The following is a 14,169-nucleotide window of genomic DNA, read 5'->3' on the forward strand; positions in this document are numbered from 1 at the left end:
GTAGAAAAACATGGGTTTCTCTACAATCTGAGACTACAGGAATGTAGTCTTCTTTTTTTATGATTGGAATGGGGCTGGTTTTTCATCACTTAAACCATAGCGATGGAGAAGCTCTTCGACAATTCGTTTTGACGCTTGTCCATCACCATATGGATTAGACGCCTTTGACATGTTGTCGTACTCTTTCTGATCGACTAGAAGCTGTTTTGCCATGTTGTAAATGGTCTCTTCATCTGTACCTGCGAGCTTCAGCGTACCAGCTTTCACACCTTCAGGGCGTTCTGTTGTATCGCGCAGCACTAGTACTGGCTTCCCTAGAGAAGGCGCCTCCTCTTGTACACCGCCAGAATCCGTTAGAATAAAGTGCGAGGCAGCAGCGAAGTTATGGAAATCAACTACTTCGAGCGGCTCAATTAAGTGCACACGATCAAGATCACTGAATTCTGTCTGAGCCGCATCACGAACAGCAGGGTTTAAATGTACAGGATATACAACCTGAACATCTTCAAACTCTTCTACAATACGTCTAATCGCTCTAAACATGTTTTTCATCGGCTGGCCGAGATTTTCTCTGCGATGAGCCGTTAATAAGATCATTTTATCTGAACCGATCTTCTCTAAAATTGGATGTTGATATTGTTCTGTGACTGTTGTTTGCAGGGCATCAATGGCCGTATTCCCTGTCACACAGATGGTCTCTTCTTTTTTATTTTCTACTAAAAGATTCTGCTTCGCCTCAGCCGTAGGGGCAAAATGAATGTCAGCAATAGTGCCTGTCATTTGGCGGTTCAATTCCTCAGGGAACGGTGAGTATTTATTGTGAGTTCTTAAACCCGCTTCGACGTGGCCGACAGAAATTTGGTGGTAGAATGCGGCCAAGCTTCCTGCAAAGGTTGTAGTGGTGTCTCCATGAACAAGGACAATATCAGGTTTTTCCTCTTGGAATAATTGATCTAGTTTCAACAATGCATTTGATGTAATTTCAGATAATGTTTGGCGCTGCTTCATGATGTTTAGATCATGGTCTGGCGTAATAGAAAATGCCTCAAGAACTTGATCTAGCATTTCTCTATGCTGAGCTGTTACAGTGACAATTGAATTTATTTGTGGATGTTTATTAAGTTCAAGGACAAGTGGAGCCATTTTGATTGCTTCAGGTCTAGTACCGAAAATAGTCATTACATTTAGTTTTTTCACTTGTTTATGCCTCTTTCCTAGTATAATACTTTCAATTATACACAATTTGGAGGATAAATTTAATGATATAAAAAAGAAATTTACATTGAATTAACGTTATCATTCACCCTCCTTTACATTTAACATATAAAATGTAAACTATCTAAAAATCATTTTTAGTGAAATCATTTGTCTTTCCTATGATTTGTAAGTTACACTTTATAAAGACGACCAAGAACTAACATTGATTATTAAATCGGTTATCTATGTAAGGAAGGTGCAAAGTTCATTGAAAAAAGTACGTAAAGCCATAATACCAGCTGCAGGTCTCGGAACACGTTTCCTCCCTGCCACAAAGGCTATGCCTAAAGAAATGCTACCAATCGTTGATAAACCAACCATTCAATATATTATTGAAGAAGCCGTTGAGTCAGGAATTGAAGACATTATTATTGTCACTGGAAAAGGGAAAAGAGCCATTGAGGATCATTTCGATTTTGCGCCAGAGCTTGAGCGCAATCTAGAGGAAAAAGGAAAGAGTGAGCTTTTAGAAAAGGTGAGAAAATCCTCTAATATTGCTGATATTCATTATATTCGCCAAAAGGAACCTAAAGGACTCGGACACGCCGTTTGGTGCGCACGCAACTTTATCGGTGATGAACCCTTTGCTGTTTTATTAGGTGATGATATTGTCCAAGCCGAAACACCTGGACTTCGCCAGCTGATGGATGAATATGAAAAAACCCTTTCGTCCGTGATCGGCGTTCAGCAGGTAGCGGACAGCGATACGCATCGCTACGGGATCATTGACCCTCTTACCCAAGAAGGGCGCCGCTACCAAGTGAAAAACTTTGTTGAAAAGCCGCCGCAAGGAACCGCACCATCCAATTTAGCCATTTTAGGGCGCTACATTTTCACGCCGGAGATCTTTATGTACCTTGATCAACAAGAAATTGGTGCAGGCGGAGAAATTCAGCTGACAGATGCCATCCAAAAGCTCAATGACATCCAGCGTGTATTTGCCTATGACTTTGAAGGAAAACGATATGATGTCGGAGAGAAGCAAGGTTTCATTGAAACGACGCTAGAGTTTGCCCTTCAAGATGAAGAGCTCAAGAAAAAACTCATTCCATTTATGAAACAACTTCTTGAAAAAGAAGAAGTGAATTAAAAAAAGCTGCCGGCATCGGCAGCTTTTTTATTTGGTCGCTGAAACAGTCAGCGTATGCTGTTCATTATCAATGACAAACAGGTTATGTTCGCCCTTTACTGCGAACTTCGTTTGTTTCTCATTCATCCAGACATCCTGTTCTGTCAGTCCAAGTGTTGAAGGAGAGATGGGCATGATCTCGCGGAACACCATCGTATTTGCCTGGCCATTTTCAATCACATAATCGGTTTTCTCAGTGGTCAGCCGCTCAATGGTATTGCCTTGTTCACTTTTGACCGAGCTAAGTGTCTGCATTCTTTGCTTCAGCACAGACTCTTCTTTTCCAAGAAAAGAAAGTAAGTACTCATACGAACCTGCAGATGCGGGTGATACGTAGGAATTGAACTGTGCTGGTCCGATGGATAACGGCTTCAATTCATCTGCGTTTTGTAGCGCATCAGGTTTCACATAATACGTCTCTGATGCTGTTTTGATTTGAACGGCTTGTTTATTTTTAGCCACAGCCTTTACTTCTTGTCCAAACGATAATGTGACGTCTGCCTTTTTTTTCAGGGCCCTGTCTGTATAAACCGTCATTGGATCTGCCTTAACTATGGCCTGTTGGTCAATCTTTTTCATATCATTAGGTGCACCTTTCGTCTCATGGTTCGTTGACTGAGGCGCCTCTGTTTTACCTGAAGGAATTGCACCAAATGTTGCCAGTGTACGAAGCGGGCGATCCGAAAACATTGAAAGGGCAAGTAAGATGGTTAAAACAGCTATCATGGTCACTTGAAATGCCGGTCCAAAAAATGAACGTCGTTTCCCGTTCTCATGATAACGAGACACCTTCTCTGTCTTTTGTACGCCTTTTCGACCTTCTTTGTGCTTCAATTGGTATTCCTTTTTTTCTTTCTTGGAAAGCTTGTTAAACCAATCAACAAACTCCTTATACTCTTTCACAACCTTTTTCGTATCATCAAACATACGAAGTTCACCATAATGCATCCAAGCAACCCGATCACAGATTTTTTGGATTTGACTAATGGAGTGACTGACAAAAAAGATCGTCTTTCCTTGTTCTTTGAATTCGGTGATGCGATCCACACATTTTTGATAGAAGGTTTGGTCTCCTACAGACAGTGCCTCATCAATAATGAGGATATCTGGATCTATATGTGCTGAAATAGCAAAACCAAGACGGGATTTCATTCCGCTTGAATAGCTCTTTACAGGCTGGTCTATAAAGTCTCCAATATCCGCAAACTCTACGATTTTTTCATAAAGATCGTCAATTTCCTTATTTGTCAGACCCATCATTAAGCATTTTAAACGAATGTTGTCTTTACCGCTTAACTGATTGTTCAGCCCTGCCGCAATGGCAATTAACGATGGCTGGCCGTCCATATCAATCTCACCACTTGTCGGTGGAATGATTTTCGCTAGAAGGTTCGACATCGTGGATTTCCCAGAACCGTTGATCCCTACAAAACCAATCGTCTCTCCTTCATAGACATCAAACGACACATCACGAACGGCAAAGAAACCTTTTTCATTTTTATTAGGAAAAAACAGCCCTTTGATCTTGTCAGACTGCTTTTTATATAAGACGTACTGCTTGGATACGTTTCGAAACGAAACCTTTAGTTTCATCGTATAATCTCCTTACTTTTTAAAGAAAATCGACAAATTTATCCCTAAATTTCATATGAAGCAATGAACCGACTGTTAAAAAAAGAAGCGTAATCAGCCAGAAATAAAGCGTATATTTCACATCATGGAAGAACCATTCTCCCTTTAACAAGCTATTTCTGAAACCATCAATAATGTAGAAAAGAGGATTTAATCTTAAAATATCTCCTATCCATGCTTTGTCTCCAGTGAGCTTCTCTGAGATATTCCAAAAAATCGGCAGCAAAAAGAAAAGTAAACGTGTCACTGATTGTAAAAGAAATTGATAGTCCCTTACGAGTACACTAATTGTTGAATTAAACAAACTAAACGAAAACATAAACGCGATCATACATATAAGGTAGTAAATATATTGTAGCCAATGCGCGTCAGGATATATGCCATAAGAAATCAACACAATGAGATAGACACCCATCATGACAAAATAGCTGAATAAGTTGGACATAATGACCACAGACGGCAGCGCACTAATCGGAAAATTCATTTTTGATACCATATTAATGCGTTTAAACACACTGTTTGATCCATCAAGGATCGTCGGACTAATGAAGAACCACGGTATTAATCCAGCAAGCATCCAGATGATAAATGGAACCTCCATGCCTCCAATGACAATTGGCTGTCCTCCGCGAATGCCTAAACCAAAAACAAACCAGTAAGCCAGCATTTGAATCAATGGATTTAAAAACTGCCATAAAACACCTAAATAATTCATCTGATATTTTGATTTTGTTTCATAAACAGCAAGTCGCATAATCAGCGAAAATGAGCTGATTTGCTCCTTCAGTATCGTCAACATTGCGTTCATTCTAATCTTCCTTAGATATAAGTTTTTGGGATCACTTTTTTAAAAAGCACCGCTCATAATTGTAACAGATAACGATTCACATTTCATCTTATAACAAAAGTCGTATCATTTATTCAAGAAACTAAAAATCCCCCTGAATCCTTGCGATCGTAGATTCAGGGGGCCCCTCAGATGTTAGATGATTTGATGCTCTTTTAAGAAATCAGTAATTCTTTTTGTATTTTGATTATCGTTAAAGCTATTGATCTTCAAATATTTTTCTTTATACTCATCTTCTACCACATACTGATGATCGATTGCATGTTTGACAATACGAATCAGGTCTTGAGTGTTATATGCAATTGGACCTGGTGCATTCTCTTCGTTCACAGGCGGAATGGCCTTGTACTGTCTAATTAAGTAATCTTTCTCTTCCCAATAAAAGATCGGGTAGGCTCCTCTATATTGCGCATCATAAATAGCAGAAGAATAATCTGTAATAAACACTTTCGACACTTTTAGCGCTTCTGAAGGGTTATCAGAAATAATATGTTTATACTGCGGTAAATTCTGATACACATATTGTGAAAATTTATTATGCGGTACAAGTAAAAGACGATCAAGCAAGCCTGCTTCTTCAAAGCTTTTAATGATTTTAATTAGAACTCTATAATAAGAGGTTTCCTCAATTCTATTCGTATAAATAAGCCCCTCTTCCCAATATCGGTAAGTTGGCATGAAGGCAATCTTATCTGCACCCTTTACTAACTTTGCATGGTCAAAGGTCGCAAGCCCGGTCAAAATTAAATCATCACGGTCATAGTTCATTTTATAAAACTCACCGGCTTCTAATTCAGAGCTGATGACTGATTTATAAATATTGTATTGGTTCTTGTCTTTATGGAATCCAAAAGCCATTGGATTATCAACTGGCTTAGCAAACATAATGCCATGCTGTAAAAATACGAGCGGAACACTCATGATTCTCTCTCTAAGATGATCAATATATAGTCTATCATTCAGAACATGGTTAGATAGCTCACTTGAAATAAAATAACTGGCATTAAAAATACTTAAATAGTGTCTCAGACTATATTTCGGAATGATTCCTTTTCCATATTTCGCCTTCAATGCTGGATATGCACTGGATTTCTTATTGAGAATAAAGTAATTCTTTGAGTCTGTTTGACAATTCTCTTGAACATAGTCATAAACCCTAATAGCTGATTCATCTGCTTTGTCACTCTTTTTCTCAAAAAACAAATTGACACCATATTTTTTGTCTTTATAAAACGATGATAAAATGCTCGCTACTTTTATTTTGACCTTACTAAATAAAGAATATTCCTCAGAATAAGGAATAATAGTTGACGTGACATTTCCAAAAAGATTTGTTCTTAGTACTTGTAGCTTGTCCCCATTCTTTTTCGTGATATATGTCTTAACCTTTTTATCTCTTTTTTTCAATCTTAAACTATGGATAATCCGGTGATCATTTCCTACGAACAAGTTATTGTGGATTCTGCTATCTAAATCAAGATCATTTAACGAAATTTTAAAGAAGCCATATCTTTTCAGAAACTTGATCTTTCTAAATGGTCTTGTAAATTTCGCCAATTGGTGCTCAGAGTTTCTAATATAAAGATATTCATACTTCTGGTCTGAATTATATGCGTAATGAGTCAGTCTTCCATAAACATAGAAGCTATTAAACAAACTAAAAATACGTAATCTAGAAGTGTGTTTTGTGACAAGATATGGATTTCCTCTTACTAAATAAACACCATTTGTTCTTACATATATGTAATATCTTTGTTTATTTATCACTAGAATATTAAGAATGTTATCTTCTTTGAATTGCTCTAATGTATCTTTACCGAAAATCTTAAGCGGCTGATATGTAGGAACGAGTCTAAAGTTGACGATTTTCTTTTGCTCAGTTACCTTATTTAGAATTTTGATTTGATTACGGTTATTTACAGTCACTTCAATCTCTTTATGTTCCTGCATCACATCAAACAAGATTTTTCTAACATTTAGTTCTTTATTTTGACAATCGTACGTAATAACAAAGTGGAAAAGACCATATATGATAAAGGAGATGTCCACAAATCTTTTTTCTTCTCCATCAATGGCTAAATCCATTTTGTAATTTTGATTGATCTCATCTACATTTAGCAGCCCTGAAAATAACAACAGTTCCTTTTCTCCACTGTACAAGCCATAGCGGTCTAATCCTAATTGTTTAACATAGATTTTTTCAAATTGATTGTTAATTTCAATTGAATGTATTTGTTTTGGCTGAATCATGTCAGAGCTTTCTTTCAAGATATACAAATTTTGATCCTTAGCATAGAGATAAATCATTTCATTAGAATGATCTATTGTGGATTCAAAAATCATTTGATCCTTTACATCAATTTTACAAATCCACTTTGAATCGTTTACATTTAACTCTTTAAATTCAAAAGTGGACAACTTCTCTATTTCGTCAATATATATTACTAGCTTATGTTCATCTAAATTTAGAATTTCTATAAAATTATGATAAAGTTTGTACATTGAAGCACCTCTATATTATTTTCAGCATATTTACAATACCGGATAATCTTATCTAAATTTAGCATGTTTACTGTTAAATTTCTATGTTTTTTTATTTTTACCATTACTTTTAAATATGTGTACAATGGAATAAAAAAAACAAAAAAGTACCGTTCTACATGAGAGGAACGGTACTTTTTTTACTATTTTTCAGAAAACACTACTTCCACCACACGCTTCGATGACTCTCCGCTCTCTAGGTAGCAGAATTTTTCATAAAACGGCGTAAATGAAGGTGGTAATGTAAATGTCGGCTGTTCTGTTTCTCTTACCCATTCAATCACGCGTGATGTTTCTTTTACAAGTGGTCCTGGTGCTTCTTGTTCAAAGTCGAAGTAGAATCCTCTGAGCTTGTCACGATATGTTTCGATGTCTGGTACATAGAACAGCATCGGACGTTTAAGGTTTGCATAATCAAAGAACACGGAAGAGTAATCTGTAATGAGTAGGTCGGAAATCATATAAAGGTCTCGAATGTCCTCGTAATGAGAGAAGTCATAGGCAAAGCCTTCATATGGTCCGAGATCAAAGTTTTCCGCTACTAAATAGTGCATACGAAGGATGATGATATATTCTTCTCCGATAGATGCTCGTAGCTCATGCAGATCAAGGTCTAAATCAAATTTGTACTGCCCTTTTTTATAAAATTGATCGTCTCTCCATGTCGGTGCATATAAAATCAATTTTTTATCAAGCGGCAAGTTCATTTTTTGTTTGAGCGCTCTCATTGTTTCTTCATTGTTTTGATTGTGAAGGAAATCATTTCTCGGATATCCTGACTCAATCATGGTCTTTTGGAATTGGAACGCACGGGTAAAAATTTCGGTCGAGTATGCATTAGGAGAAATCAGATAATCCCAATTCGATGCTTCTTTCGTGAAATTCTTTTTGTACTTCTTCGTGTTTGTTCCAGGCATATGCACTTCGTCCATGTCCATCGCCAGTCGTTTTAATGGCGTGCCGTGCCATGTTTGTAAGTATTGGGTGTGTTCTGGTTTTGGAACCCATAGCGGCAAACGACTGTTTACGACCCAATACTCAGCTCTTGCCATTGCAAAAATCCATTTCAATGACAGACGATTGATATAGTAGATGCCTTTTTCTTTAAATGGTGCTTCATGACCTTTTTTAACACTCCAGATCAGCGTATATTCAGGGTGATTTTCTTTCATATATTCATAAATAGCACGCGGGTTACAGCTGAATTGTTTCCCATTAAAGCTCTCAAAAATAACGGTTTTCTTTTTGACGGACAGTTTACTCGCCAGTGTAAAGGTCGTTTGGAAAGTACTTGTCACAAGGCGATTGCGAACTTTTTTAATCTTACCCACTTGCTTCTTGAATTTCTTCCACTTGCTTTTTACGTAGTACTTAGCACGTGTCTTCATGGTGTAATCATTTATTCGGATGCCTAAAGTTTGTCTTTTTTTCTTTCTGTACACTTCATATCGAATTGGTACATCGTTTCTTTTATGAATTTGAACAAGTCCTTTGAGTTTGTTTGAACGATCTCCAAGCACTAAAGAAGTTGTTGTTAACGTTTCTTCCACTCCGTTAACATCGCAAATAAACTCAAAATAGAAGCGATAGACAAACCGTTTGTTTAAGGAATAAGTTAACTCCTCTAAAGGAACTTCTGCTGAAAATTGATACAGTTGTGGTGTTTGATGGTCGTCACGATATTGAATGACTTCATCTTTTTTATGTGTCATCTTGACAGGAAAACGATGCTCAACTGGTTCCTCACCATTTTTCTTCAATAGAAGCTTTACTTCTTTGATCTGATAAGGATGCTCTGCACTTAGAACGCCTGCATACCCAGATAAAGATAGCGTGCATTCTTTGTTGAGCTCGATATGATGGAATTTCACAACTTTGAGCTCCCGTTTGATTTTCAATGAAGCATTGCCTTTGTCTGTACGATATGGAATAACATACAACAGCGCTTCTTTATTTTCTAAAAATGTCAGCTCTGGCGTTTCAATTTCCATTTTCAAACGACGTTTATAATATGGTGTTTTTTCTTCTATTTCGGAAGTCGCGCTGGTATCCGCTTCTTTTGCGTCTTCATCCTCTTCTTCCGAATCAGAATCATAGGCTGAGTCTTCAAGCTCGTCTTCGTCCTCTTCTTTGTTTGCGCTCAGATAGTCCGTGACATACAAGTTGTATGTCTGGCCTTGCTCTAACGCAAGCGGAAGCGATGCTTCACTCAGTACCAATTTGAATAGATTCTCTTCTTGATGAACAAGCGGGAGGAATAGTTCTTGTTTTGAGACCCTTTCCCTCATAAACAGATAAAACTCTCTATCTGCTAATGGCATGTCATCGTAGATGCGAACGAGCATTTCCAATTTTTCATGATGATTTTTTAAACCTTCAACGACACTCTTCTTATGGATTCCCTCTTCAATCATTAATCGTTAATCTCCTCTGTTCAAAAATCTTACCGTTATTTGTATCATTATTTTACTTTCCAAGAATAGTTCCCCTGTTTCGTTTGATACGACCAACCATCAATTGAAGATGGTTTATTGGTAAGGAGCTCTCCCTCTACTTCTAGACGTTGTAAAACTTCTTGAAGTTCTTCTGTTTTAAAGCGGATGTAAAAATCCACAAATTTTGTTTGGTTGGTTTCGATGTTTTTCTTTGTTTGAAAATGACCAATTGGGAAACTGACTTGATCATTCTCATCAATTGTTTGAGAAATGATTTCAGCTCCATTCACTCGATCATATCCTGCAAAATCAATTTCCACATGATCCGCTTGGCTCATTTCGTCTGTCATCTTAAGCTGAAGATGAAGAACATGGTGTTCAGAGCTAAGATCATGCAGCACCCATTTCGTGCGATCCACGATCTTTCTCAGCTCATCTTTACGTATACGGTTTTCCAGCATCTGATGAAGTACTGTTTTCCAAGCTGACATTTCATCAGAAGGCACATGGTAGAAATAAGTTTGTTCTCCTAAAACCTTCTCAACATCTTCTTTATGCTTAGTATCGCCAAAGAAGACGGCATCCACTTGCTGTTTTCTTATTTGTTTAAATAATTCTCCATATTGAGAATTGATATGGTGCGGATTTTCCTCATAATGGGCTTCATGCACAAAAGCAGCATAATAAGTTGATTCCGGTTGATCTATTTTAAACAAATGGCGGTCCTGGTCCCGGTCCTCTGTGACCATCAGTTTTAACCGGTCATTTTGTAATTGAATGCTGGATAGCCATTGTTGTTTTATATCCGTCTTCTTTGTAAATGTTTGAATTCCTGTTTTTTTATACCAATTAATGTGACGGACTGGATTCTTTTTTGCATCACCAGCATAGATGATCTCCATAAAAATGCTGCCATCGTCCTTGATCAATTCTTCTAAATAGAGAGCACCTGTATGAGGAACAAAGCTTTGAACTCTGCGTAAAGCTCCCTGCCAATTGTATTCTTCTCTCTTCACTAATTGCTGCTCTTCATTATATTGATCAATCATACAGATTGGGGAAGAAGGCAGTTCATATCTCGTCACCTGAATGGTCGATGTATCTGCCGGGATAACTGCTTCATTGATGGATTGAGGTACTTCACCCGCAATAAACTCCGAATAATACCTTTTACTTCCGCTCTCTGGCAGAATGTAATGTTCAAATACATTCAGGATGTCAATTTGAGGATGAAAGGTCTCCTCCAAGCGGCGAATACGTTCCTTCACATTTACATCGAAATTCAAAGTTAACATCGCAGTACGTTTATGTTTCTCAGCCAATGGCTCTATTCTTGCTTTTAAAGACTTCGTTAAGCCGTCTTCCTCATTTGGTACGTCACCTACAATAAAGTAGTAGTCCATGTCAGGAATTTCAACTAATGTCATCGTTTCATTTTGTTCAGGTTGATCCAATGTATCTTCAACTTTTTTCTTCATCCAATTTTGAAACAAAGGAAGCTCTCCTTAAAAATCATGATAACTTGCTCATTGTATTTTACATGAAAAAGCACTTCTCACCAAAAGATAAGAAGTACTTTTTTTCGATCTATTAAAGTCCCGCAATTTCTTCCTTAATTTGAGTTGTCGAGATACCTTCTGTTCTCTTCAAGTAAACGACTTCGCAATGCTCTTTCAAGAAATCGAATTTACCTTCCCAGTCATCTCCCATGACAAAGACATCAATGTCATGCTCTTGTACATCGCGGACTTTTTGATCCCAGCTGTTTTCTGGAATGACTTCGTCTACATAACGAATGGTTTCTAAAATCAGCTTTCGATGCTCGTAGCTATGATAAGCCTTTTTGGATTTTTGTAAATTAAATTCATCTGTCGAGATGGCTACCACTAAGTAATCTCCAAGCTGCTTTGCACGCTCTAGCAGCTTAATGTGCCCCCAGTGTAATAAATCAAATGTACCGTAAGTAATAACTTTCTTCATTGCAAACATAAACTCCTTTCTTCATTCCTTATTCGACTGCTTCAAGCAGTAATGTTTATCCGTAATCCTATTATCTTCGATCGTGTTTTTCGCTCTTCGGAACCTCATTATATCACAGCGCCTAACAAACGTTAAGCAGATGTAAAGACAAACTATTTCCAATTTAATGGGCACGGAACGTAAAGTCCGAAAAATCAATGTTTTATGAAGCACCTTCCATATGAAGTTATCAAAATGTCACGAAATTTAAAGGATTGTAAAGTTATTGTTAATATTTCATGGAGCAACTGTGATAAAATGATGAGTAGGCGAAGAATGAATTTACAATGAACGTTTCATAGATAACAAAATGAAAAAGGAGGTCTGAACAATGCAAACAGAAGTGGTCTCTAACCTTTCTTATGTTAATGGTGACTTAGATGAATTTATTAGCTATATCAACCAGCATCATATTTCCCAGAGAAGAGGCGCCATGATTGCGACAGTGAATCCAGAGATCGGCTATGCTGTCATGAAGGATGATGCATATCATCAAGTGGTTTCTTCCGCGGATTATGTACTGCCGGATGGTGTAGGTGTTGTGTTGATGTCACGCATGACGCAAAGTCCATTGAAATCAAGAATTGCAGGTTTTGATGTGTTCATGTCTATGCTTGATCTCGCAAACAAGCAATCTAAAAGTATTTTTTTATATGGGGCGAAAGAAGAAGTGCTCGAGGCTGTCAAACAGCGAATTGATACAGAATATCCAAATGTGGTGATTGCAGGCAGCTGTGATGGTTATCAAGCGGATAAACGATTTGTGGCAAAACAAATTGCTCGTTCAAAAGCAGATATGGTGTTTGTTGCTTTAGGTTATCCAAACCAAGAGAACTTTATTTATGAATACCGTCATTTGTTCCCGCAAGCTGTTTGCATCGGTTTAGGTGGAAGCTTTGATGTATTTAGCGGTACGGTGAAGCGTGCACCACGCTGGATGATTAAAACAAATACGGAATGGCTGTACAGACTCATTGTCAATCCGTGGAGATGGAAACGAATGCTGAATATCCCAAAGTACGCTTTTGCCGTATTAAAAGAAAACAAAGGGAAAAAGCGCTACTATCCTGAGCAAGTAAAAGATCAGACGAAGCAGCTGTGAGAGACTGATACATGATGAATATACGCTCAATGATCATCTCATGCTATGCAGCTTTTGTTTCTTTTGCTGGATGGCTCATGAGCGGCGTGAAACCTCGTGACAATCAGGTGACGCTGCTTGTTTCATTCCAAGAGAATGCAGCTGCTCTCATCGATACTTATCAACAACAGGCGAATATGACAATGAAGCTCACTGTCCTCTATACGAAGCATGCTTCCGTGATAGAAAAGGACGTGCCTCATGTGTCATTTCGCTATTTTCATGAAAAAAATCCCTTCCATCTCATTCAATGTATCTATACGATGCTAAAAAGCAAAGTTGTCGTCACAGATAATTATTTTCTGATGACAAGTGTGCTAAGAAATAGACCTTCTACCACTTGTATTCAAGTGTGGCACGCCAATGGTGCTTTGAAAAAGTTCGGTCTTGAAGACGCTTCAAATCATCACCGTAGTTCTCGTGATCTGCAGCGTTTCAAGCGGGTCTATGCGTCTTTCGATTATATCGTTACTGGCTCAGATCACATGCGCGAGATTTTCAAAACTTCATTTGGCGTCAAGGACGATCGTTTTCTGCCAACAGGTGTACCATTCACAGATGCGTACTATGATGAGCGCCCTATTTCCTTTCAGACGGATATTTTTCCAAAAGGCAAAAAAGTGCTGCTGTATGCGCCGACCTACCGGGACTTTGCAATGGACGGTCTTGTCTTACCTTTTTCTAAAGAACAATTGCATAGAGAGCTGAATGGTGACTATATCCTGCTCGTCAAACTTCATCCTGCAGTGAAACATTTAGCCAAAGCAGAAACAGATGGTGAGTGGATATTTGATGTGTCCGATCAGCCGCTCTTTCCATTGCTCTCTGTATGCGATGTCCTGATTACAGATTATTCGTCCATTGTGTTTGAATATGCGCTGCTCCGAAAGCCTGTTTTGTTCTTCACTTACGATCTAGAGACTTATCGCATGAAACGCGGTTTAGTCGAACGTTATGAAGACATTATTCCAGGAAAGGCTTGCGTCACACAAGATATGCTCTTAAAGGAGCTTAAGGGGCTAAACGAATCAGCCAATCAAGACTTATTGAAAACCTTTGCTGAGGAATGGAACCAATATTCAAAAGGGAAATCAAGTCAGCAGCTTCTTTCCTTTATTGAACATCAGCTCTTACACAAAAAACGTCCGGCTTCTCATTAAGAAGCACG

10 protein-coding genes are annotated in these 14,169 nt (G+C 38.0%); 3 read left to right on the plus strand and 7 right to left on the minus strand.

Annotated elements, in window-relative coordinates:
• Positions 1 to 57: 57 nt before the first annotated feature.
• Positions 58 to 1,197, minus strand: coding sequence for a non-hydrolyzing UDP-N-acetylglucosamine 2-epimerase (gene wecB / locus BA79_RS08365; RefSeq protein ID WP_035702223.1), 1,140 nt, complete (start codon positions 1,195 to 1,197; stop codon positions 58 to 60).
• 268 nt (positions 1,198 to 1,465) lie between these two features.
• On the opposite strand from wecB, the gene galU reads away from it, so the two are divergent.
• On the plus strand, positions 1,466 to 2,347 hold the full coding sequence (galU, locus tag BA79_RS08370; protein ID WP_008343198.1) for a UTP--glucose-1-phosphate uridylyltransferase GalU: 882 nt from the start codon (positions 1,466 to 1,468) through the stop codon (positions 2,345 to 2,347).
• 27 nt (positions 2,348 to 2,374) lie between these two features.
• Here galU and tagH read toward each other — a convergent pair whose 3' ends face one another.
• The 6 genes from tagH to tagD form a co-directional block, all read right to left on the minus strand.
• On the minus strand, positions 2,375 to 3,979 hold the full coding sequence (gene tagH / locus BA79_RS08375) for a teichoic acids export ABC transporter ATP-binding subunit TagH (RefSeq protein ID WP_035702226.1): 1,605 nt from the start codon (positions 3,977 to 3,979) through the stop codon (positions 2,375 to 2,377).
• Between the two features lie 19 nt (positions 3,980 to 3,998).
• Positions 3,999 to 4,826 carry an ABC transporter permease gene (locus BA79_RS08380; RefSeq protein WP_008343200.1) on the minus strand — a complete coding sequence of 276 codons (828 nt, stop codon included), beginning with the start codon at positions 4,824 to 4,826 and terminating at the stop codon, positions 3,999 to 4,001.
• A gap of 174 nt (positions 4,827 to 5,000) precedes the next feature.
• The gene (locus BA79_RS08385; protein WP_017359981.1) at positions 5,001 to 7,367 is read right to left on the minus strand and encodes a CDP-glycerol glycerophosphotransferase family protein; all 2,367 of its coding nucleotides are present in this window, start codon (positions 7,365 to 7,367) and stop codon (positions 5,001 to 5,003) included.
• A gap of 182 nt (positions 7,368 to 7,549) precedes the next feature.
• Complete coding sequence (locus BA79_RS08390) at positions 7,550 to 9,820, minus strand: CDP-glycerol glycerophosphotransferase family protein (protein WP_017359982.1); 2,271 nt, start codon at positions 9,818 to 9,820, stop codon at positions 7,550 to 7,552.
• 47 nt (positions 9,821 to 9,867) lie between these two features.
• Positions 9,868 to 11,334, minus strand: a complete 1,467-nt coding sequence (locus BA79_RS08395; protein WP_008343210.1) for an alpha-glucosyltransferase N-terminal domain-containing protein — start codon at positions 11,332 to 11,334, stop codon at positions 9,868 to 9,870.
• 97 nt (positions 11,335 to 11,431) lie between these two features.
• Positions 11,432 to 11,821, minus strand: a complete 390-nt coding sequence (gene tagD, locus BA79_RS08400; protein WP_008343212.1) for a glycerol-3-phosphate cytidylyltransferase — start codon at positions 11,819 to 11,821, stop codon at positions 11,432 to 11,434.
• 370 nt (positions 11,822 to 12,191) lie between these two features.
• Between tagD and BA79_RS08405 the strand changes: the two genes are divergently transcribed.
• Both BA79_RS08405 and BA79_RS08410 read left to right on the plus strand, forming a co-directional pair.
• Entirely contained in the window at positions 12,192 to 12,962 is a 771-nt protein-coding gene (locus BA79_RS08405; RefSeq protein WP_007499915.1) for a WecB/TagA/CpsF family glycosyltransferase, read from the plus strand.
• A gap of 11 nt (positions 12,963 to 12,973) precedes the next feature.
• Positions 12,974 to 14,161 carry a CDP-glycerol glycerophosphotransferase family protein gene (locus BA79_RS08410; protein ID WP_017368158.1) on the plus strand — a complete coding sequence of 396 codons (1,188 nt, stop codon included), beginning with the start codon at positions 12,974 to 12,976 and terminating at the stop codon, positions 14,159 to 14,161.
• Positions 14,162 to 14,169: the final 8 nt, after the last annotated feature.

Source organism: Bacillus altitudinis 41KF2b, from assembly GCF_000691145.1.
In the GTDB taxonomy this organism is placed as follows: domain Bacteria; phylum Bacillota; class Bacilli; order Bacillales; family Bacillaceae; genus Bacillus; species Bacillus altitudinis.